The organism is Mesorhizobium sp. LSJC269B00, assembly GCF_000502815.1.
In the GTDB taxonomy this organism is placed as follows: Bacteria; Pseudomonadota; Alphaproteobacteria; order Rhizobiales; family Rhizobiaceae; genus Mesorhizobium.
Genome location: NZ_AYVN01000011.1, coordinates 105,595 through 124,800 on the forward strand (window position 1 = coordinate 105,595; position 19,206 = coordinate 124,800).

General features: G+C 62.1%; 25 protein-coding genes and 1 tRNA gene. 9 read left to right on the forward strand and 17 right to left on the reverse strand.

Annotated elements, in window-relative coordinates; translation table 11 throughout:
• Positions 1-17: 17 nt before the first annotated feature.
• Complete coding sequence (locus X771_RS142590; RefSeq protein ID WP_023689488.1) at positions 18-1,001, reverse strand: glycosyltransferase; 984 nt, start codon at positions 999-1,001, stop codon at positions 18-20.
• 47 nt (positions 1,002-1,048) lie between these two features.
• The gene (locus X771_RS142585) at positions 1,049-2,017 is read right to left on the reverse strand and encodes a glycosyltransferase (RefSeq protein WP_031249308.1); all 969 of its coding nucleotides are present in this window, start codon (positions 2,015-2,017) and stop codon (positions 1,049-1,051) included.
• Positions 2,018-2,160: 143 nt separating this feature from the next.
• Between X771_RS142585 and X771_RS142580 the strand changes: the two genes are divergently transcribed.
• Positions 2,161-2,237, forward strand: a tRNA-Pro gene (locus X771_RS142580).
• A 51-nt stretch (positions 2,238-2,288) separates the two neighbouring features.
• On the opposite strand, the gene X771_RS142575 is transcribed toward X771_RS142580, so the two are convergent.
• Positions 2,289-2,750, reverse strand: coding sequence for a YbaK/EbsC family protein (locus tag X771_RS142575; protein WP_023689490.1), 462 nt, complete (start codon positions 2,748-2,750; stop codon positions 2,289-2,291).
• A 244-nt stretch (positions 2,751-2,994) separates the two neighbouring features.
• On the opposite strand from X771_RS142575, the gene X771_RS142570 reads away from it, so the two are divergent.
• A complete protein-coding gene (locus X771_RS142570) occupies positions 2,995-3,447 on the forward strand; it encodes a cupin domain-containing protein (protein ID WP_023689491.1) in 453 nt (150 codons plus the stop codon).
• A 77-nt stretch (positions 3,448-3,524) separates the two neighbouring features.
• Here the strand turns inward: X771_RS142570 and X771_RS142565 are convergent, their stop codons facing one another.
• Positions 3,525-3,806 carry a helix-turn-helix transcriptional regulator gene (locus tag X771_RS142565; protein WP_023689492.1) on the reverse strand — a complete coding sequence of 94 codons (282 nt, stop codon included), beginning with the start codon at positions 3,804-3,806 and terminating at the stop codon, positions 3,525-3,527.
• A gap of 296 nt (positions 3,807-4,102) precedes the next feature.
• Between X771_RS142565 and X771_RS142560 the strand changes: the two genes are divergently transcribed.
• Positions 4,103-4,717 (forward strand): hypothetical protein, encoded by a 615-nt coding sequence (locus X771_RS142560; RefSeq protein ID WP_023669379.1) that lies wholly within the window; start codon positions 4,103-4,105, stop codon positions 4,715-4,717.
• A 161-nt stretch (positions 4,718-4,878) separates the two neighbouring features.
• Positions 4,879-5,070 carry a hypothetical protein gene (locus tag X771_RS142555; RefSeq protein WP_023689493.1) on the forward strand — a complete coding sequence of 64 codons (192 nt, stop codon included), beginning with the start codon at positions 4,879-4,881 and terminating at the stop codon, positions 5,068-5,070.
• 234 nt (positions 5,071-5,304) lie between these two features.
• Here X771_RS142555 and X771_RS142550 read toward each other — a convergent pair whose 3' ends face one another.
• A complete protein-coding gene (locus tag X771_RS142550; protein WP_023669377.1) occupies positions 5,305-5,508 on the reverse strand; it encodes a hypothetical protein in 204 nt (67 codons plus the stop codon).
• A gap of 188 nt (positions 5,509-5,696) precedes the next feature.
• On the reverse strand, positions 5,697-5,885 hold the full coding sequence (locus tag X771_RS142545; RefSeq protein WP_023689494.1) for a hypothetical protein: 189 nt from the start codon (positions 5,883-5,885) through the stop codon (positions 5,697-5,699).
• Positions 5,886-5,921: 36 nt separating this feature from the next.
• On the opposite strand from X771_RS142545, the gene X771_RS142540 reads away from it, so the two are divergent.
• A complete protein-coding gene (locus X771_RS142540) occupies positions 5,922-6,191 on the forward strand; it encodes a hypothetical protein (RefSeq protein WP_023669376.1) in 270 nt (89 codons plus the stop codon).
• Between the two features lie 73 nt (positions 6,192-6,264).
• On the opposite strand, the gene X771_RS142535 is transcribed toward X771_RS142540, so the two are convergent.
• The 7 genes from X771_RS142535 to X771_RS142505 form a co-directional block, all read right to left on the reverse strand.
• Positions 6,265-6,567: a hypothetical protein gene (locus X771_RS142535; RefSeq protein ID WP_023669375.1), complete on the reverse strand. Its 303-nt coding sequence runs from the start codon at positions 6,565-6,567 to the stop codon at positions 6,265-6,267.
• A gap of 85 nt (positions 6,568-6,652) precedes the next feature.
• Positions 6,653-7,195 carry a MerR family transcriptional regulator gene (locus tag X771_RS142530; RefSeq protein ID WP_023669374.1) on the reverse strand — a complete coding sequence of 181 codons (543 nt, stop codon included), beginning with the start codon at positions 7,193-7,195 and terminating at the stop codon, positions 6,653-6,655.
• 134 nt (positions 7,196-7,329) lie between these two features.
• Positions 7,330-7,653, reverse strand: coding sequence for an integration host factor subunit alpha (locus X771_RS142525; RefSeq protein WP_006201891.1), 324 nt, complete (start codon positions 7,651-7,653; stop codon positions 7,330-7,332).
• 104 nt (positions 7,654-7,757) lie between these two features.
• Positions 7,758-8,729 carry a beta-ketoacyl-ACP synthase III gene (locus X771_RS142520; RefSeq protein WP_023689495.1) on the reverse strand — a complete coding sequence of 324 codons (972 nt, stop codon included), beginning with the start codon at positions 8,727-8,729 and terminating at the stop codon, positions 7,758-7,760.
• Between the two features lie 9 nt (positions 8,730-8,738).
• Positions 8,739-9,809: a phosphate acyltransferase PlsX gene (gene plsX / locus X771_RS142515; protein WP_023689496.1), complete on the reverse strand. Its 1,071-nt coding sequence runs from the start codon at positions 9,807-9,809 to the stop codon at positions 8,739-8,741.
• Positions 9,810-9,956: 147 nt separating this feature from the next.
• The gene (locus X771_RS142510) at positions 9,957-10,505 is read right to left on the reverse strand and encodes a DUF177 domain-containing protein (RefSeq protein ID WP_023669370.1); all 549 of its coding nucleotides are present in this window, start codon (positions 10,503-10,505) and stop codon (positions 9,957-9,959) included.
• Between the two features lie 15 nt (positions 10,506-10,520).
• Positions 10,521-11,063, reverse strand: a complete 543-nt coding sequence (locus X771_RS142505) for a ubiquinol-cytochrome C chaperone family protein (protein ID WP_023689497.1) — start codon at positions 11,061-11,063, stop codon at positions 10,521-10,523.
• A 115-nt stretch (positions 11,064-11,178) separates the two neighbouring features.
• On the opposite strand from X771_RS142505, the gene X771_RS142500 reads away from it, so the two are divergent.
• Positions 11,179-11,691, forward strand: a complete 513-nt coding sequence (locus X771_RS142500) for an outer membrane protein assembly factor BamE (RefSeq protein WP_023669368.1) — start codon at positions 11,179-11,181, stop codon at positions 11,689-11,691.
• Positions 11,692-11,791: 100 nt separating this feature from the next.
• On the opposite strand, the gene X771_RS0134645 is transcribed toward X771_RS142500, so the two are convergent.
• Entirely contained in the window at positions 11,792-12,832 is a 1,041-nt protein-coding gene (locus tag X771_RS0134645) for a helix-turn-helix domain-containing protein (protein WP_198025854.1), read from the reverse strand.
• Positions 12,833-13,041: 209 nt separating this feature from the next.
• Between X771_RS0134645 and X771_RS142495 the strand changes: the two genes are divergently transcribed.
• Positions 13,042-13,956 carry a LysR substrate-binding domain-containing protein gene (locus tag X771_RS142495; protein WP_023682380.1) on the forward strand — a complete coding sequence of 305 codons (915 nt, stop codon included), beginning with the start codon at positions 13,042-13,044 and terminating at the stop codon, positions 13,954-13,956.
• Between the two features lie 43 nt (positions 13,957-13,999).
• On the opposite strand, the gene X771_RS142490 is transcribed toward X771_RS142495, so the two are convergent.
• Both X771_RS142490 and X771_RS142485 read right to left on the reverse strand, forming a co-directional pair.
• Positions 14,000-14,557 carry a hypothetical protein gene (locus X771_RS142490; protein ID WP_023682381.1) on the reverse strand — a complete coding sequence of 186 codons (558 nt, stop codon included), beginning with the start codon at positions 14,555-14,557 and terminating at the stop codon, positions 14,000-14,002.
• Positions 14,558-14,632: 75 nt separating this feature from the next.
• The gene (locus X771_RS142485) at positions 14,633-15,094 is read right to left on the reverse strand and encodes an anthrone oxygenase family protein (RefSeq protein ID WP_023689499.1); all 462 of its coding nucleotides are present in this window, start codon (positions 15,092-15,094) and stop codon (positions 14,633-14,635) included.
• A 299-nt stretch (positions 15,095-15,393) separates the two neighbouring features.
• On the opposite strand from X771_RS142485, the gene X771_RS142480 reads away from it, so the two are divergent.
• Positions 15,394-15,939, forward strand: a complete 546-nt coding sequence (locus X771_RS142480) for a dTDP-4-dehydrorhamnose 3,5-epimerase family protein (protein ID WP_245259899.1) — start codon at positions 15,394-15,396, stop codon at positions 15,937-15,939.
• 1 nt (position 15,940) lies between these two features.
• Complete coding sequence (locus tag X771_RS142475) at positions 15,941-16,939, forward strand: glycosyltransferase family 2 protein (protein WP_023689500.1); 999 nt, start codon at positions 15,941-15,943, stop codon at positions 16,937-16,939.
• A 77-nt stretch (positions 16,940-17,016) separates the two neighbouring features.
• Here X771_RS142475 and X771_RS142470 read toward each other — a convergent pair whose 3' ends face one another.
• Positions 17,017-19,158 (reverse strand): sodium-translocating pyrophosphatase, encoded by a 2,142-nt coding sequence (locus tag X771_RS142470; protein ID WP_023689501.1) that lies wholly within the window; start codon positions 19,156-19,158, stop codon positions 17,017-17,019.
• Between the last annotated feature and the right edge of the window lie 48 nt (positions 19,159-19,206).

A 19,206-nucleotide genomic window follows, 5' to 3' on the forward strand; every position in this document is an offset into this window, starting at 1 on the left:
GCGACCGACGATTTCGTCTATCTCGCGATACCGGTCACCCGCTCGGGATACCGCACGGCCAACATCGAATTGTCCGCATGGCTGGCAAAGATGGCGCTGACCTTTTCGGCGTGGAACCGCGCCCGTCGCTTGCGCTTCTCGTCGTTCAGCAAAATCCCGCTGATGGCGTCGAACTTGCGGCCGAGGTTTTTCAATATGCCTCTCTTGATCGGCCAGTTGCTGTTGAAACGGCCGGCCCAGGGCGTGCCTTTCGCCAGATCACGATAGATCGCCATGGCGCCGACCTCGACACCGATCGGCGGACGGTCCCAGGGCTTGCCCCAGGCGAAGTGGCGGGCGTAGCAGCGGCTGAAAGAAATCTGGCTGGTGTAGTTGGTCATCACGTTCCAGAACGGGTGCATCGTCTGCCACCTGCCCTCGAAAGCCACGTTCAATGCACCTTGATCCATCCCGTAAACCTGCTCGGAGGCCAACTGCCGGGTACGCTCCAGAAGCCCCTCCTGCCTGACCAGTGGCATGTTGAACACCAGCACGCCGGCATTGAACTTCGGCGCGCCTGGCTGCATCGGCAAATGCTGTCGATACTTTACGTCGAAATAGGTCTGCTCATCGTGTGCGGCCAGCAGCGGAGCGTTGAGCGGGACGTTGCAGAGGTCTTCTATCGATCTGTTGAAAAGCACATCGGCGTCGGAATAGGCGATGCGGTCATATGGTTCGAACTCCGGCAATTGATCGGCAAACAGCCTGATGTAGGTCGCAAGGGTTGGGTGCGTTCCGCGGTTGAAGTTTGTCGCTTCCATGAATTTCGTGACATCCAGGATGCGGATCTTCCCACCGAGCAGACGCTCTCCGATAGCTCGGTCTTCGTTGGAGATGACACCGGTGTGCAAAATAAAGCCGTCGAGGTGGTCCGACACATTCAGCACGCGGCGCGCCGCCAGGCTGGCAAACGGGAAATACCTCTGGTCGGTGGCGAAAAAGAAACACGATTTTTGCGGCATGCTACAACCTGTTGCCTGACCCATTCGCGAGAGCTCCGTTGCGGGTCTCAGGCGAAACCACCGAGTACTTCCGGAAACTGCACAGCCATCGCCCCGGCGTCAGCATGCTCGGCATATATCTTATGCACCTTGCTGCCGTCGTACCGTGCGCGCCGCCGATACCGGTCCTTGTTCGGCAACATCCCCATGATACCGTCGAACCTGCGGGCGAACCGCCTCATGACGCCCCGCTCGAAGGGAATACGCTGCCGGAAGGGCTCAAGCCACGGCGTATCCCTTGCCAGATCGCGCCAGACGGCAAGCGCCTCGGGCTCCACGTCGACCTGGCTTCCCCAGGGCTTGCCGCCGGCGAAATGCCGCGCATAGGCTTGGGCGAACCGAAACTCCTTCGTATCGTTGGACATCAAATTCCAGTTCGGGTGCATCGTCTGCCACTTGCCCTCGAAGACGATGTTCAGCGCGTTCTGATCGTTCATTTGCCCGGCAACGGCAACATCTCTGGCGCGGTGCAAAAGTCCCTGTTGACGCACCGGCGGCATGTTGAAGACGATGATGCCGGCGTTGAAATAAGGCGCCCCCGGCTGCATCGACAGTTTGTTCCGATAGCCCGGGCGGAAATACATGTAATCGTCGTGAGCGGCCAACAACGGAGCATGAAGTGTCTGGCCCACGAGATCCGCGATATCTCGATTGAACAGAACATCGCAATCGACATGGGCGATGCGGTCATAGTCCGCGAACTGAGGCAGTTGGTCGGCGAAAAGCCGAACAAAAGTGCCGACATTGCTTGGCCGGAAAGTATGGCCAGCCTCCGCAAACAGCCCCGAAACGTCCATTATGCGAAGACGGTTCTTCAGCAGGCGTTCAGCAACACGCATATCAGCATCGCGTGCGCCGGCATGCAGGATGAAGCCTGGCGTTGCGTCTCCCGAAACATCCAGAATTCTGCGCGCCGCCAAGCATGCATACGGAAAATAATTGGCGTCGGCCGCCAGAAAAAAACAGGAATTTGCCACGCGCAATCCTTCGTATCGATACTGCGCGAGCCATATCGCCTTGGCGTTGCGGCGACAAGGCCGAATGCTGGCGACTTTCAGGCCCGGCGCGCCGTTTTAGCGCTTGCACCATACCCCTTGAAAATATATGGCTTTGCGCGGTCCGGAGTGTAGCGCAGCCCGGTAGCGCACTTGACTGGGGGTCAAGGGGTCGTCGGTTCGAATCCGGCCACTCCGACCATTTTTAGACAGGACTTGCCCCCAAAGGTCCTGCTTCTCAAATCACCAACATTCATCCTTGGCAGACGTCGACCCATTCGGCGCCGACAATCTGTGCCATGCGCTGCGGGCTGAGCCTTACAGCGGCGTTGGTGGCGCCGGCCGCGGGCACGACTTCATCGAAGGCGCGCAGCGAGACGTCGCAATAGACCGGCAGCGGCGCCGGCAGGCCGAATGGGCAGACGCCGCCGACGGGATGGCTGGTAATCGCGACAACCTCGTCGGCGTCAAGCATGCGCGGCTTGCCGCCGAAACGGTCCTTGAATTTGCGGTTGTCGAGCCTCGACATGCCGCCGGCCACGATCAGCATGGTCTCACCGCCGACGCGCAGGCAGATGGTCTTGGCGATCTGCGCCGGCTCCACGCCATGCGCCTCAGCCGCCAGCGCCACCGTCGCGGAACTCGCTTCGGTGACGAGCACTTCGACATCGGGCGCATGGGCAGCCAGGAAGGCGCGCACGGATTCAAGGCTCATCTCGGCATTGTCCCATTCGAAAACGGTTAGCGTTCACACTGGATAGCTTCACGCTCGGTCGGCGGCAACCTCCCCGCCCCTCGACGGCTGCAGCGATACCAGGCCAGGCGGGTCGCGCCGCATGTCAGCAACGCAAGGCGCATCCCCCGTGCGGGAGATGTGTTCGGGCTGCTGCCTTGGTAGGTCGCCATGGATCAGGGCCGGCGCTGATGCTGTGCTCCCACGACCAACCGGAGAGATCATCATGCTCAAGCTCGCCTCGGCTCTGGCGCTGCTGCTTATCGGGACGGCGCCGCTGCTTGCCGACGACATGCCGATAAACGCGGACGCCATCAAATGGGGCCCTGCTCCTGCTGTCCTGCCCGCCGGCGCGGACATGGCTGTCATCGCCGGGGACCCCTCGAAGGATGGCATCTACGTGCTGCGGTTGAAGTTGCCGGCCGGCTACAAAATTGCCGCGCACAACCATCCCACCTCGGAGTATGTGACGGTGATTTCCGGCAATTTTCATATCGGCATGGGCGACAAGCTCGACGAGACCAAAGGCATCGAACTGACCGCCGGCGGCTTCGGCGTAGCCCCGCAGGGAATGAACCATTACGCCTGGGCGACAAGCGCTACGATCGTCCAGGTTCATGGCGAGGGGCCGTTCGCAATCACCTACGTCAACCCGGCGGACGATCCGAGCAAGAAGTGACATTCGCCGTTGGGCGAATGCAACAAGCCCGCCAGGGCAAACCATGGCGGGCTTGTTGAACGACGCTTGGCCGTTGTTTATGAAACGGACCGGTTTTCCACAGGCGCCGTGGGCGCCGGGGCATCGATCAGGGCCGTTTCCGGCAATTGCAATGCTGCGGCGATCCGGCGAAGTTTCGTCGGATCGGTGTCCTTGCCGCTCTCTATGTCGGCAATCTCGCTGGTCGACAGACCGCAGGTCAGGGAAAGCTCTTCAATACTGTATCCCTTTGTCTCCCGGATGGCTTTGAGGCCGGGGTGCTCGAGCGCAACGTCGGCCGCCAGCCTGGAGAAGGGTTCGTGTTTTGCAGTTTGGGGCATTGGCAACTCCATGGGGCTAAAGAGTTTTGGATCAAATGATAGGGTGTTGCCTGAGAGCCGGGACAATGCCCGCTTGACGGCGATTTGCCAAGGCCCAAACCGACCGTCACAGCTTCGTGAACCGGCGTCAAAACCGCAGGCGCCAGGGGACATATAGGATCTCCGCCCCGATCTCCCAATCAAGTTCTTTTGAAGGGCCGCACGCGGAAGTGTTCAGCGGTTTTGCGCCGCTCGCGCGTTAGCCTGATGTTGCTGGAAGCCGCATCGGGCCAGCTTTTCCCAAGAGGATCAGATCCATGACATTCAAGACATCAGCCATCGTGCTCGCCACGATTTCAGGCCTCGCTGGCGCGAGCATGGTCGCGGCGCAAGCCGCCGAGGCCGTGCGCATTCGCGGCACGGTGACCGCCTTTGCCGGAGCGACGCTGACGGTGAAGACCCGCGAAGGCGCTACCGACGCCATCGCGCTGGCTGAAGGGTGGAAGATTTCCGGCGTCGCCAAGGCGGATGCCGGGGATATCAAGCAAGGCGATTTCCTCGGCATTGCCTCTGTTTCGAAGGCCGATGGCGGCAGCGGCGCGCTTGAGGTGGTGATCTTCCCGGCCGCGCTGAAGGGCGCCGGCGAAGGCGACCGCCCGTGGGATCTCGAGCCCAACAGCCGGATGACCAACGGCACGGTCGCCGATGTCACCGAGATTGCAGGTCGCACGGTGACGCTGACCTACGACAATGGCCAGAAAAAGCAGATCGCGATCCCGCAGACGACGCCGGTGGTGACCTTCGCGCCGGCGACGCCCGCCGACCTCAAGCCTGGCGCTGTGGTGTTCGTCAACGCCGAGCGCGGCAGCGACGGCAAGCTGACCGCGGGCCGGGTCGTTGTCGGCACCAACGGCGTCATTCCGCCGATGTAAGTTGCCGACGAAGCCGCCAGACACAATCCAGAAACAAAATTCTACAGTCCGGAAAAACTGTCGAAAAGTTCGGAGGCGATAGTCATGACTGCGGGGTTCACCGGGACCGATCTTGCTCGGTGACGGTCAAATTCAGCCCGCGCAGAAAAGGAAACGAAGTCATGAAGAAGTCCCTCCTGTCGGCTCTCGGGCTGGCTTTTGCCCTGGCTGTCTCTCTGCCCCTCATCGGCGCCAGCAGCGCCGACGCAGCATCGCTGCACAAGAAGCATCACTATCATCATCATCACAACAAGCATCACCGCCATCACCATCACCAACGCCACCACAACAAGGTGGAGGCCAAGAAGGCCTGACACGGCCGACTTGCCCAACGGGAAGGCTGGCCCTGGAGTCCTCGCCAAGGCCGCCTTCCCGTTGGTTTTTGCCAGACGACATGTGGAAAAGCTGAAGGCAGGATTCGATGGCGCCGATGCGCCAGAACGCGAGCAACCACAGCGCACCCCAACGAACGTATCAGGCGCAAGGCCGACAACACAGCGGTTGCCAGTTGCAGGACACCACGGGTCTCTCAATGCTGTCGGAACCCGCTAGGACGGCGCCGCGAACGCGAGCACTATTGCGATCAAAATCAAAAGCGGTCCCATCCATTTGAAATGCTTCGCGACCTGCAGCCACCATGGCTGCTGACCTTTCTGGGCCTGAAAAGGACTTTGGAGCAGCCCAAAACCAACGCCTGTCATCCACAGCCCAGCGCAGAACATGATGAACTCGTCGATGTAATTTGCGACCACGCCCGTCTCCTCCGCCGGTACCTTTGGACTGGCGTTATAGTCGCAGCCGGGAGTGGCAGAAAGCGCGGTGCCAAGTGGCGGCAATGACTGCTGCCGCCACCTGACAAGAGCCGGGCGCGGACTCGGTCTTGGCCGGCCATTTGGGCACGCCACGGTGTGACCTTCGCATGGGATGCCGCGCCGCTACGTCAGCGGCCTTCACGCGAAAATGCATGATCGATGCCGGCCCCGTCAAGCGCCGTCCGTTGGCGAAGGCTAAAATTCGACGTCGCGAAAAAACGCGAAGAAAATTCGAACCACGCATGAACCTTTGCTTTGGAGGCCGCACTAACCGGCATGGACGCCGAGAAGGCGATCCCAACATAGAAGAACGCCATGGTGGCGATCCTCGATCCAGAGAAGGAAATGCTCAAATGACCAACTTCAAGCGCATCACGCTCGCCGCGGCCCTCATCGTCTCGGCCTTCGGTTCGGCTTCCGTTCCGACCTCGGCTTTCGCCAACGGCACGCATCCCACGGGCGACGGCGGCGCGGTTTGCAAGGGCTCCGGTCATTGCCTGGTGCTCTCGATCGAGTGCAAAGGCACCTATACCGACGCCACGGACAAGAATGGTACTGTCTATGGCAAGTGCAGCCAGACCGCGCAGGTTTCGCCGCAGGCCAAGATCAAGCTCGCCAAGTAATCGGCCGCAGATCAGGGAAATGGCGGTCGTCCGCGGGACGGCCGCCATTTTCTTTTTGTTTTCGTGAATTGTTTTAGCGCCGGCTGAGCAACAAGCTGGCGAGAAGGCCAACCACGACCAACCCAACAGCAGCGGCTGTTGCCGGACGATCGCGCGCCGTCTTTTCGATCGCCCTGCCCTGCTTCCTGATCGCCGGCAGCGCATCGCTGACAAGGTCGGCAAGCTGCCCATAATAGTCCGAAGCGGCATCGCGCCCGTCCTCGTAGTAAGCACCGCCGCGTTTGGCCACGACTTTGCGCAACGCGGCGAGCTCTTTGGAAAGGGTCGCGACCTGCTTTTCGAGATCGAGATCGGAGAGGGTCGAAAGCGATACCATGATTGTTTTTCCTTCTTTTGAGAGAAGGCCAAACGCATGGCCGCAGAACCGGTTCCGGTCTGCTTGCCCGAGGGCAGCGGAAAGGTTAGCGCACCTGGTCGAGCAGGCGCTTGCACTCCAAGAGGTCGAACAGCGCCTCCTGCAGCAAGGCCCGGTTGTCGCGCGACAGTTTCGATGCGCCGGGCTGGACCGGACCTTCCTCCTCGGTCTTGCCCAGGCCGAAAAAGCGGCGGCTGGGTTTTACTTTGGGCTGACCAACCAGCATCTCGTCATCCATGCCGCGCGGCTGGGCGGCTGGCGTCAGCGGCACCTGATCGGCCTGCCTGCGCTGCGAGATCGCTTCGACGGCAGCCATGTCGCCATTGCCGATGGCGACCAGGAAATGGTTGCCGTTCTCGCGCAGCAGTTTCTGCACGCCCTTGATCGTGTAACCCTGGTCGTAGAGCATGTGGCGGATGCCCTTGATCAGTTCGACATCCTGTGGCCGGTAGTAGCGGCGGCCGCCGCCGCGCTTCATCGGCTTGATCTGGTTGAAACGGGTTTCCCAGAAGCGCAGCACGTGCTGCGGCAGATCGAGATCCTCCGCGACCTCGCTGATGGTGCGGAAAGCGTCGGGGCTCTTGTCCATGGGCGAAATCCTCACGCTGGACGGCGATCCGGCCCAGTCTGCCGAATCGGGTATCATTTCAGCGGTTTATGAAACAATATTCAAGCCCGGCGTCAAAACGGCCCGGCGTTTTCAACCGAAGCCTGCGGCAGAACCTATTTGCCGCCCTTGGCCTTGCTGTTCTGGTGCGAGCGCAGGATACGGCTTTTCAGCACGTTCGACGACTTGAAGGTCATCACCCGGCGCGGCAGGATCGGCACTTCCTCGCCGGTCTTGGGATTGCGGCCGATGCGTTCGTTCTTGGAACGGACGTGGAAGGTGGCGAAGGACGACAGCTTCACCGTCTCGCCGCGTACGATGGCTTCACAGATTTCGTCCAGCACCGCTTCGACGAGTTCTGCCGATTCAGTGCGTGACAAGCCGACCTTACGGTAAACAGCTTCGGCAAGGTCGGCGCGCGTAAGTGTCTTTCCCCCCATGCGACCGTCCCATCAGTTCAAAAAACATAAATCGATACAGGTAAAGGCAGAGCCTAAGTAATTGATCCGGCAAGGTCAAGGACCGAAACCGGACCGTTCGGCACTTACCAGCGAACGAGAACCGCGCCCCAGGTGAAGCCGCCGCCCATCGCTTCCAGGAGCACGAGATCACCCTTCTTGATGCGACCGTCGGCGACAGCCACCGAAAGCGCCAGCGGCACGGAAGCAGCCGAGGTGTTACCGTGCAAATCGACGGTGACCACCACCTTTTGCTCAGCAATCCCGAGCTTCTTGGCCGAAGCGTCAATAATGCGTTTATTGGCCTGATGCGGCACGAACCAGTCGAGGTCGTCGGCGGTTATGCCGGCCTGCGAAAACGTCGCCTCGATAACGTCGGTGATCATGCCGACGGCGTGCTTGAACACCTCGCGGCCTTCCATCCTGAGATGGCCGACCGTGCCGGTGGTCGAGGGACCGCCATCGACGAAAAGCTTGTCCTTGTGGGCGCCGTCGGAGCGCAGGCTCATCGCCAGCACGCCACGGTCGGCAATGCCGCCGGTGCCCTCATCCGCTTCCAGCACCAGCGCGCCGGCGCCGTCGCCGAACAACACGCAGGTCGAGCGGTCGCTCCAGTCGAGGATGCGCGAAAAGGTCTCCGCGCCGATCACCAGCACGCGCTTGGCGAGGCCGCCTCTGATGTAGAGGTCGGCGGTGGTCACCGCATAGACGAAGCCCGAGCACACCGCCTGCAGGTCGAAGGCAAAGCCGTGATGCATGCCGAGCCGGTTCTGGATCTCGACGGCGGTCGCCGGAAAGGTGTTGTTGGGCGTCGAGGTCGCCAGCACGATCAGGTCGATGTCGGCAGGCGTAAGACCAGCATTGTCGAGCGCTGCGCGCGCCGCCGCCTCGCCCAGCGACGCCGTCGTCTCGTCATCGGCGGCGATATGACGCTGGCGGATGCCGGTGCGCTGGGCGATCCACTCGTCCGAGGTCTCGACCATGCCTTCGAAATCGGCATTCTTCATGATGCGGCGGGGCAGCGCAGCACCGGTGCCGCGCACGACTGATCTGATCAAAGCTCTTTCCTATTCCTTTTCGTCGACGGTGGCGTCGGATTTCCTGCTTGCCTGGGCATGCGGGTTGCGCGCATGGAACAGGTCGAGATCGGCCTCGATGCGGTCGATCAGATTGTTGCGCACCATGTCGTAGCCAAGCTCTATGGCCGCCGCGAAACCGTCCGAATCGGCGCCGCCATGGCTCTTTACCACGATGCCGTTCAGACCCAGGAAAACACCGCCATTGGAGCGGCCCGGATCGAGCTTTTCGCGCAGGCGGTCAAAAGCGCCCCTGGCGAAGACATAGCCGATCCTGGCCATCAGCGTGCGGTTCATCGCGGCGCGCAGATAGCCTGAGATCTGGCGCACAGTGCCTTCTGCCGTCTTGAGCGCGATGTTGCCGGCAAAGCCCTCGGTGACGACCACGTCGACCGTGCCCTTGCCGATGTCGTCACCCTCGACGAAGCCATGATAATTCATCGAGGCCATGTTGGCCTCGCGCAGCATGCGCCCGGCTTCCTTGACCTCTTCCTGTCCCTTGATCTCCTCGACGCCGACATTGAGCAGGCCGACTTTCGGCCGGTCGATGCCGAACACCGAGCGCGCCATGCCGGTGCCGAGAATGGCAAAGTCGATCAGCTGGTGCGCATCGGCGCCGATGGTGGCGCCGACATCCAGCACCACGCTCTCGCCGCGCATCGTGGGCCAGATCGCCGCGATCGCCGGACGATCGATGGTCGCCATCGTGCGCAGGCAGAACTTCGACATCGCCATCAGCGCGCCGGTATTGCCGGCCGAAATGCAGGCCTGCGCGCTGCCACTCTTGACTGCTTCGACAGCCTTCCACATCGACGACTTCCAGCGGCCGTGGCGCAGCGCCTGGCTCGGCTTGTCATCCATCCTGACCGCGACTTCGCAATGGTGGAACTCGCTGACCTCGGCCAGTTTGGGAAATTTGGCGAGTTCGGGGCGCACCAATTCCTCGCGCCCATATATGACGAAGCGGATGTCGGGACGCCTGACGGCGACCGTCATGAGTGCCGGGATGACCACGTTTGGCCCGTGATCGCCACCCATGGCATCGATGGAAATCCTGATCACGCGGTCTTTATCTCACTAGCTTGGGCCAGGGCACATGGCCCGCGAAAGAAATACTAAACTCGCGAAATTCGGGGGCTCGCGAAGGTTCGGCGAAAATAGCGGTTTTGGGCTGCCGCACAACCGGCTTTTCTCCAATCGCTTCGTGTTTTAGGATTTTCCAAGCAAGGATCGCAGCTTTTGCTGGAATTCATTCTCGACGGGCTCGTCCGGGCCGGCGGCATCGAGAGAGGCGCCTGCCTTGCGCGGATAGGGATCGATCGCCAGCCCGAAGAACTGTTCGGCGAGCGCGCCGACGTCGATCGTGTCGCCGGAGAATGTTTCCGGGCCGTCTGGCCCGTCGGCGTCGAGCAGGATCTCGCCGCCGCCTTCGAAACCTTGCCGTCCGAGTTTGGATTGTTCGGGCAAGAACAGCGCCTCGACCTCCTCGTCGATATGGGCCGCGACCGGCTCAAGGGTGACGATGCAGGCCTGGGTGATATCAGCCTCGACGCGGCCGCTGACCTTGACGCCATTGCGCTTCCACGGCGCCACCAAAAGCTCAGCACGGTAGTTTTCGACCGAAAGCAGCTCGTGCTCGCGCGCAAGCATTGCGCGCTGCGCGGCGTCGGCGTCGATCACCACCTGCAAACCTTTGTGCGGCAGGCGGCCGACATTGGCCGCGAATGAGACCGGGCTAGGCGTGTCCACATGTTTCATCTTGGTCTCCCCTCCTCACTCCGCTTTCGCGACGGGAAACGCCACGGCACCGGAAACGATCGATTCGGACGGCTGTGCTTCAAGCTGCCTGGCGGCATCGATTACATAGGACGCCAGCGGCAAGGCTTGCGGCCAGGCGCCGGCATCGGGTCTGACATTGCGCGCCAGGGCGGCAGCAAGCGCGTCGCGGTCGCTGCGTCCCAGCGCGTCGTCATAGGCGGCGGTACGGCCGTAGAACATTTTGGCCAGCCTCTTCATGCGCTTGGGCACGCCGACATCGCCAACGCCCAGTTCCCGCAGCGAATGCTCGACATCGAGAAAGAACTCGTCGATCAGCACCTGCGCGACCTCTTGCGCGACGCCCTCTTCGCCGCGCAGCCGGTGCTGAAACAGGAACATGTGCAGCGACAACATCTCGAAACGGCCGAGCGGCGTATCCGGCACATTCCAGTGGGAATAAAACACGGTCTGCCGCGCCGCCGCCACGATTTGTGCGTAAAGCGCCTCGGTGATAGCGCGGTTGGCGTTGCGTTCGCGGCCAAAAAGGCGCTGGAACATTGAGGGTGGTCTCCTGGGGACCGATTGTTTGAATGGGCCTTGTTGCATCGGCAAGCAAGCTGGTTTACCGGTTTTGCCGCCCAGCGCAAGTTGCGGCCAGCTAATGGAGTTGTTGTTGCGCGCGCTGAAATTCAAGTCGACTTTTCTGCCTGGGGCCACCGCCGCGGTTTCGCTGGTGCTGGTGGCTTCCGCGCTGTCGGGCTGCAATTCGTCCAAGATGTTCGGCGACCTTAACCCTAGCGAGACGCTGACGCAGGGCTATGTTATCGACCAGCAGGCGGTCGATTCGGTGCCGGTGGGCTCCAGCCGCGAACAGGTGCTTCTGGCGCTCGGCACGCCATCGACGAAAGCCACCTTCGACAATGAGGCGTTCTATTACATTTCGCAGACGCGCAAGCGCTATGTCGCTTTCGACAAGCCGCGCCTGGTCGACCAGAAAGTGCTCGCGGTCTATTTTGGCGAGGACGGGCGCGTCACCCAGATTGCCAATTACGGTCTGAAGGACGGCAAGATTTTCGACTTCATCTCGCGCACCACGCCGACCGGCGGCAAGGACCAGAACTTCCTCAGCCAGATCATCAAAGGCGCCAGCAAGCTGGCGCCCCCCATTCCTGGCGGCGGCGCCTAAGAAGCGACCGCCTTCCTCAGATTTTTGCTTCCCCCGAAGCGACACCATCTCAGGCGACCAAAAGCCCGCGGGAGCGATCCTGCGGGCTTTTGTTTTGAGGTTATGCGGCCGCAACACCCGTCGCGCTTTGCCGCGCGTGGCCTGTTCGGCCGCCGGGCTCCAGCGAGGCGCGGTGCACAGCCGCACTCTGCCGTGCTTCCGAAGGCGTCATGCCGAAATGCCGGCGGAAGGCGTGGTTGAAGGTCGAGAGATCGCCGAAGCCGGCGTCGAAGGCGATGGCGCCGATGGTGCGGTGTGCCAGGCGCAGGTCGGATAGCTTGCTGCAAACCAGCGCCAGCCGCCGGCCAAGCACGAACTGCGACAGCGAGGTACCCTCACCCTCGAACAGCTTTCTGATATAGCGCGCGCTGACGCGGTGGCGCCCGGCCAGCGCGTCCGACCCGACATCGCCGGAAGCCAGATTGCTTTCGATATCGGCTTTGATGGCGCGCAGCCGCGCGGCGCGTATGCCGCGGCCTGCGGCGACCTCGGTGGCGTCCTGCGTTGCCCCGACCACGACCGCGACAAGGTCCTGTATGTGCTTGGCGGCAAGCCAGCGCAATTCGGACGCGGCCAGGTTCGGCTCCTGCATCAGCAGACGGACATAGCTGGTCAGCAGCAAGAACTTTTCGCCCACGCATGACATCGGCGTCATCAGGGCGGCATCCGCATTCGCAGCCATGGGCCCGAGCGCTGCCTTGGGGATGGTGATGAAGAGATGATGCGACATCGCCCGCTCGATCACATGCGGATCAGAGGAGGACAGAAGGATTGCCTGGCCGGCCTCGATGCTGACCTCGCGGCCGAGATGCGAGAAGGTGGCAGCGCCCTCCAGACACATGAAGAAAATGTAATCATCGGTCCCCTTGGCCATGGCGCGGGAACGGATGGTGCGGAAGGCGGTGGTCCTCGAATCGGCAATGCCGACGCCCGGCAGCCGCAGGATGGTCGCGTCGACGGAGAGCTTTTCCTCCGTGACGTTAAAATCCATGTCGGTCACCATCCGGCGCAACAGGTCGCAATAGACGTTTCGCCATTCCGCTCGCGGCCACATGGCGGTCGAAAAGCGCGCATGCGCAAACTCGGGGGGTCGAATAGTCATGGGGTACTCCCAAGCGATTGTCTTCATTTCACTGTCGTTCGTAGTCGAGGCTCGTTCCATGAACGGCCTCTCATTCCGACGGCGGCAATCGGGGGGCAGTGGATGGCTACAATGATTTGCGCACTTGGACAAAAGACTATTTACGAAGCTATGGATGAGCTTAGTTCATTCATGCTAAGAAACCCAGCGGCAGGATAGGGTAACGGCAGATGACAAGACGGCTTCCACAACTGGAATCCATTCGGGCTTTCGAGGTCATTGCCCGGCTGGGCAGCTTCAAGCGCGCCGGCGATGAGCTGAATGTTACGCCAAGCGCGCTCAGCCACCGCATCGCCGATCTCGAAGCCGATCTCGGCGTGCTTCTGTTCACCCGCCATGTCCGCCGCGTCGAACTAACGCTTGAAGGCGAAAGATTGTCCGCGGGCGTGAGACGCGCACTGCTGGAAATCCAGAGCACGATCGCGAGTGTCGCGCGCAACGAGCGGACGAGGCTGAGGGTCACCGCCATTCCTTCGCATGCCGTGCGCTGGCTGGCCCCGCGTCTGCACAGGTTTCGCAAAAAGCATCCCGAAACAGAGATCGACATCAATGCGGATCTTGCAGTCGTCGACCTTTCGCAGCGAACAGTCGACATCGCATTGCGCTTCGGCGGCGGACACTATCCGGCCGTCGAGACCGAATGGCTGATGGCAGATGCGATCTTTCCTGTCGTCAGTCCCGACTATCTCGCCGCCAACGGCCCGGTCAGAGACCAGCACGATGTGCTGCGACTGTTCCGCATCCTCGACACGACGGCCGAAAATGACGAGAGCGGCGCCAATTGGCGCCACTGGTTCGAGAGAAACAATCTGCCGCTGGATACGGTTGGCGACGGCATGAATCTGAATGGCACCTTGTTGGCGGTCGAAGCGGCGGCGAGCGGTCTGGGCGTCGCTATCGCGAGGAAGTCGCTGGTCGAGAGCGATTTGCGGACCGGCAGGCTCGTCCGCCTCCTGACGACGGACATACCGACGAACTGGAACCACTACGTCGTCGTCCACCCGTCCATCTCCGCCTGGGAGCCTGCCAGATCGTTCATCAACTGGCTGAAGGCGGAAGCCGGCGACAACACCGGCGCCGGTTGACCTCGGCGGCCGTCTAGGAGCTCTCATCGGAAGGCGTCGGGGCTCACGGACTCATCGTATCGGCCAGTTGCTCATCCTTGCGGCCCGACTGGTTCGCCGCCTTGGCGGCAAGCGCTGCCGCCATCTGGCTCTCCAGCTCGCGCAGCTTGGCGTCGAGTGTCGCCATGCCGCCCCAGGCGAATGTCGCGCGGTATAGCGGTGCGATCTCGGGCGTCAGGAATTCGACCAGGGTTTCGTCCTCGACCCAGACCTTGAGCACCTTGAACAGGCGGGCATCGATCAGCTCGCTATGCCAGCCCATGCGGGCGGCAATGCCCTGGATGGTTTCGGTCGAATTGGGCGTGCTGAGCAGCACATGCGAGCCGGAGCGCAGGCGCATGTTCGGGTCGAAGCCGATGCCGAGCGGCGCTTGCTGGTCCAGAACCGTGCCGCACGGCAGGATTTCGATCAGCGAGCCGAAATCGTCGCCGAGGCAGACGAACCATGCTCCCTCAGGAAATGGCGGCGACGGCGCACGAACCGCGGTGGCGACAAGCATTTCGGCAAGGACGCTGGCGACGGCCTGCGGATCGCGGGCGTTGAATGAAGCGTGGTGCAGCATGGCAATACTCCTGTTTTCAACGGCGGCGGCCGGCAGGAGTGCCGACCCATGCCGCGGCGTTCCGCGAAAACTGAATCACCGGCTGAGCGTCAGGATGACCGCGGCAAACAAGCAGGCGTATTCGGCCAGTCCAAGCACAAGGCGCAAATTGTGGTTGGCCGCCCAGTTGTCGCGGGTCTGCGCCCAATCATCGGGGATGGTCACCGGCGTCCAGCTCTGCACCTGTTTGTTGAGCGGCACCTGACGGCTGACGGCGAAGCCAATGTCGATCACCACCAGCGCCGCGGCGACGATGGTCAGGATGCGCGGCAGGCCGGCATCGACCGCAAACATCGCCATCGCCGCGATCAGCACCAGCGTCGTCAGCCTGACGACCGGCATCACCCGGGTAAACGTCCGGTCGCCCATCTGATGCATGGCCATGTACTGGCCGGCGGTAAGATCATCGATGCGAAAATCGTGGATTACGCCCGAGACGTAGATGCCGGCAATAATTCCAGCCAGCGCAAGCGAAGCCGCCATCAAGAAAATGTCCATGTCTTTCCCTGTCCGATGTCGTTTCCCTGGCCAAAATCGCCGCAGAGGCGAGCCCGACACCGCGCCTATTGCAATGTCCTGGCCAATGGCCGGGGTATTAAAGCAGGCGGACGGTCCGGGCTTGGGTAGGATGGAACGATGTTTTGGGCAATGCGGCCCTCCGATTGCGTCGGAAACATCAAGTGCCGTGAGGTCGAAAGCTATCAGCAAACATTGACGCGTACTTGCCAGCGACCGGTCAAATTCGTATCAGACCGTGCTGGCCAATGGCGCATCACGCTGAATTGGGAGGAGTATCCGTGCCGGAAAAAACCCGGACAAAACCGACAGGCTGGATGGCGACCGGAACGGCTGACGGCCAGGTGGTCACGCCTGACTGGATACCCATCGAGCCGGTGGCGATCGATGGCGTGAGGGTCAAGGAGATCAGGCCGGTCGCAACCTCCACCGGCTATCTGACCGAGATCTTTCGCGAGGAGTGGGAGCTCGATTCGGAGCCGGTCGGCCAGGTCTTCCAACGGACCTTGTATGCCGGCGCGGTGACTGGCTGGCATGCACACGCGGTGACCACCGACCGGCTGTTCTGCTGCGTCGGCAGCGTTCGCATTTCGCTGTTTGACGGACGCAAGGCCTCGCCGACCTTCGGCGCCGTCTGGCACAAGATTATCGGCCCGTTGCGCCCGGCGGTCGTCATCATTCCACCCGGAATATGGCACGGTGTTGTTTCGCTCGGAGCGGAGACGGCGGTGCTGCTCAACCTCGTCGACAAGGCCTATGCCTACGATCAGCCCGACCATTGGCGCCTGCCGCCAGACACCGACCACATTCCCTACAGACTGGTGTAGCGTGGAAGCATCGGCGCAGCGCGACCAGGCCGGCGGCGAACCGCTGGTTTCGATCGTGGTCGCGACGCACAACCGGCCGGCAGCACTGCGGCAGGCATTGACCAGCGTCATGCGCCAGACGTTGCAAGGCTGGGAAGCCTTGGTCATCGGCGACGGTTGCAGGCCGGATACGGCGGCCGTTGTCGCTGAATTTGACGATGCCCGCATCGTCTACATCGATCTTCCTGTCAATTTCGGCGAACAGTCCGGTCCCAACAACATCGGCTTTGCCAGGGCGCGTGGCCGCTTCGTCGCCTTGCTCAACCACGACGATCTGTGGTTTCCCGACCATTTGGCGGCGATGACCGGCTGGATCGACGCCTCGGGCGCCGACGTGGTGCTGGCGCGCGGTGCCGTCATCCAGCCGCCGTCGGCGGCCGGCAATCCTTTCAATTCGATCTTCGGGATCGGCAAGGATGGTTTTTACGACCCCGTCACGACGGAAGGATTTGGCTCGGCACACATGTTTCGCCGCGCTTCGTTCAGCCTGCTCGGACCTTGGCGACCCGCCAGCCAGTGCTTTTGCGAAAGTTCGCAGGACTGGCTGTTTCGGGCATGGCGAAAGGGCGCGGTGATCGCGACGATGCCGCACCTCACGGTGATCAAGTTGCATTCCGGCATACGCAAGGGTTCCTATCTCGGCGACAATGCGCAGGAACAGAAGGATCTTCTGGATGCCATGCAGACGCCGGACGCCTTGCGCGTGAAAATCCTTGGCTGCGCGGGCGAACCCATTTGCCTGGCGGCATCGAGTTATCTCAGGCGCAGGCTGATGGCGGCTCTTGGCATCCATCCCCGCGCCCGCGCCTTCCGCCGCAAGTATAAGCGAGGCGCCTTCCTTGCCAAGCTGAGGCGCCTGCGTGGCCTGGCGCCGATGCCTGAGCGCGAACCTGGCGTGAGCGAATTGCTCGATCGCTACAGCAAGCGCGGCGATGCCGGCACCGAGCCGGATGAGGGTTGACTGCCACCAGCGTAAATCTCAAACAAAAACCCGCGGGATCGCTCCCGCGGGTTTGTTCCTGAAGCAGTGGCGTTGCCTTAGCCGTGCGCGAGCACGGCCAGCAGCAGAAGCGCCACGATGTTGGTGATCTTGATTGCCGGGTTGACCGCCGGGCCGGCGGTGTCCTTGTAGGGATCGCCAACCGTGTCGCCGGTGACCGAAGCCTTGTGCGCTTCGGACCCCTTGAGGTGCTTGACGCCGTCCTTGTCGACAAAACCGTCCTCGAACGACTTCTTGGCATTGTCCCAGGCGCCGCCGCCCGAAGTCATCGAGATGGCGACGAACAGGCCGTTGACAATGACGCCGAGCAACGAGGCGCCGAGCGCCGCAAAGGCGGACGCCTTGGAGCCCGAGATCAGCTGCACGCCGAAATAGACGACGAGCGGCGCCAGCACCGGCAGCAGCGAGGGGATGATCATTTCGCGGATCGCCGCCTTGGTCAGAAGGTCGACGGCGCGGGCATAGTTCGGCTTGGAGGTGCCGGCCATGATGCCCGGGTCCTCGCGGAACTGCTTGCGCACCTCCTCGACGATGGCGCCCGCCGCGCGGCCGACCGCCGTCATGGCGATGCCGCCGAACAGGTACGGGATCAGGCCGCCGAAGATCAGGCCGGCGACAACATAGGGATTGGAGAGGTCGAAGGAGACATCGCCCATGCCCTGGAAGTATGGATATTTGTCGCCATTGGCGGCAAAGAACTTCAAATCGTTCGAATAGGCCGCAAACAGCACCAGCGCGCCAAGACCGGCCGAACCGATGGCATAGCCCTTGGTCACCGCCTTGGTGGTGTTGCCGACCGCGTCGAGCGCGTCGGTGGAGTGGCGCACTTCCTTGGGCAGGCCGGCCATTTCGGCAATGCCGCCGGCATTGTCGGTGACCGGGCCGAAGGCGTCGAGGGCGACGATCATGCCGGCAAGGCCGAGCATGGTGGTGACCGCGATCGCCGTGCCGAACAGGCCGGCGAGCTGGTAGGTCGAGATGATGCCGCCGACGATGACGATTGCCGGCAGTGCGGTCGATTCGAGCGACACCGCAAGTCCCTGGATGACGTTGGTGCCGTGACCGGTCACCGAGGCCTGGGCGATGGAGTTCACCGGGCGCTTGTTGGTGCCGGTATAGTATTCGGTGATCACCACGATAAGACCGGTCACAACGAGACCGATCAGGCCGCAGATGAACAGGTTCTTGCCGATGATGGTCATGCCGGCGACGGTGCCGACCTCGCCCCAGCCGACGGTTGCCGAGGTAGCGACACCGAGACCGACGATCGACAGCAGGCCGGTGACGATCAGGCCTTTGTAGAGGGCGCCCATGATCGAGCCGTTGGAACCGAGCTTGACGAAGAAGGTGCCGACGATCGAGGTCAGGATACAGGCGCCGCAGATGGCGAGCGGATAGAGCATCGCCGCACCCAGAGCGGCGGTTCCGCCGAAGAAGATGGCAGCCAGCACCATGGTGGCAACGACGGTCACCGCATAGGTCTCGAAGAGGTCGGCGGCCATGCCGGCGCAATCACCGACATTATCGCCGACATTGTCGGCGATGGTGGCCGGGTTGCGCGGATCGTCTTCGGGAATACCGGCTTCGACCTTGCCCACGAGATCGCCGCCGACGTCGGCGCCCTTGGTGAAGATGCCGCCGCCCAGACGGGCGAAGATCGAGATCAGCGAAGCGCCGAAGCCGAGCGAAACCAGCGCATCGATGACGATGCGGTCATTGGGCTGCAGGCCCATCGGGCCGGTCAGAATATAGTAGTAAATCGACACGCCGAGCAGCGCCAGGCCAGCCACCAGCATACCGGTGATGGCGCCCGACTTGAAGGCGATGTCGAGACCGGCGGCGAGGCTGTTGGACGCCGCCTGCGCGGTGCGCACATTGGCGCGCACCGAGACGTGCATGCCGATGAAACCGGCGGCGCCCGAAAGCACGGCGCCGATCAGGAAGCCGACCGCGGCGGTGATCGAAAGCAGCCACCAGGCGAGCACGAGCACCACCACGCCGACGATGGCGATGGTGGTGTACTGGCGCGCCAGATAGGCCTGCGCGCCTTCGCGGATGGCGGCGGAGATTTCCTGCATGCGTGCATTGCCCTGATCGGCTGCAAGAACCGATCGTGTCGCCCAGATGGCGTAAAGGATTGAAAGCAAGCCGCAGGCGATGACGGCAGAAATGATGGTCATTGCCGAATTTTCCTCGATTGATGGCCCAAAAGAACCCCTCCCTGGGCC

Bases quoted from the DNA above. Each gene is read 5' to 3' on its own strand.
- X771_RS142590 (WP_023689488.1), bottom strand. From the start codon at position 1,001: ATGCCGCAAAAATCGTGTTTCTTTTTCGCCACCGACCAGAGGTATTTC.
- X771_RS142575 (WP_023689490.1), bottom strand. From the start codon at position 2,750: ATGAGCCTTGAATCCGTGCGCGCCTTCCTGGCTGCCCATGCGCCCGAT.
- X771_RS142570 (WP_023689491.1), top strand. From the start codon at position 2,995: ATGCTCAAGCTCGCCTCGGCTCTGGCGCTGCTGCTTATCGGGACGGCG.
- X771_RS142565 (WP_023689492.1), bottom strand. From the start codon at position 3,806: ATGCCCCAAACTGCAAAACACGAACCCTTCTCCAGGCTGGCGGCCGAC.
- X771_RS142560 (WP_023669379.1), top strand. From the start codon at position 4,103: ATGACATTCAAGACATCAGCCATCGTGCTCGCCACGATTTCAGGCCTC.
- X771_RS142555 (WP_023689493.1), top strand. From the start codon at position 4,879: ATGAAGAAGTCCCTCCTGTCGGCTCTCGGGCTGGCTTTTGCCCTGGCT.
- X771_RS142545 (WP_023689494.1), bottom strand. From the start codon at position 5,885: ATGGCGTTCTTCTATGTTGGGATCGCCTTCTCGGCGTCCATGCCGGTT.
- X771_RS142540 (WP_023669376.1), top strand. From the start codon at position 5,922: ATGACCAACTTCAAGCGCATCACGCTCGCCGCGGCCCTCATCGTCTCG.
- X771_RS142535 (WP_023669375.1), bottom strand. From the start codon at position 6,567: ATGGTATCGCTTTCGACCCTCTCCGATCTCGATCTCGAAAAGCAGGTC.
- X771_RS142530 (WP_023669374.1), bottom strand. From the start codon at position 7,195: ATGGACAAGAGCCCCGACGCTTTCCGCACCATCAGCGAGGTCGCGGAG.
- X771_RS142525 (WP_006201891.1), bottom strand. From the start codon at position 7,653: ATGGGGGGAAAGACACTTACGCGCGCCGACCTTGCCGAAGCTGTTTAC.
- X771_RS142510 (WP_023669370.1), bottom strand. From the start codon at position 10,505: ATGAAACATGTGGACACGCCTAGCCCGGTCTCATTCGCGGCCAATGTC.
- X771_RS142505 (WP_023689497.1), bottom strand. From the start codon at position 11,063: ATGTTCCAGCGCCTTTTTGGCCGCGAACGCAACGCCAACCGCGCTATC.
- X771_RS0134645 (WP_198025854.1), bottom strand. From the start codon at position 12,832: ATGACTATTCGACCCCCCGAGTTTGCGCATGCGCGCTTTTCGACCGCC.
- X771_RS142495 (WP_023682380.1), top strand. From the start codon at position 13,042: ATGACAAGACGGCTTCCACAACTGGAATCCATTCGGGCTTTCGAGGTC.
- X771_RS142490 (WP_023682381.1), bottom strand. From the start codon at position 14,557: ATGCTGCACCACGCTTCATTCAACGCCCGCGATCCGCAGGCCGTCGCC.
- X771_RS142485 (WP_023689499.1), bottom strand. From the start codon at position 15,094: ATGGACATTTTCTTGATGGCGGCTTCGCTTGCGCTGGCTGGAATTATT.
- X771_RS142470 (WP_023689501.1), bottom strand. From the start codon at position 19,158: ATGACCATCATTTCTGCCGTCATCGCCTGCGGCTTGCTTTCAATCCTT.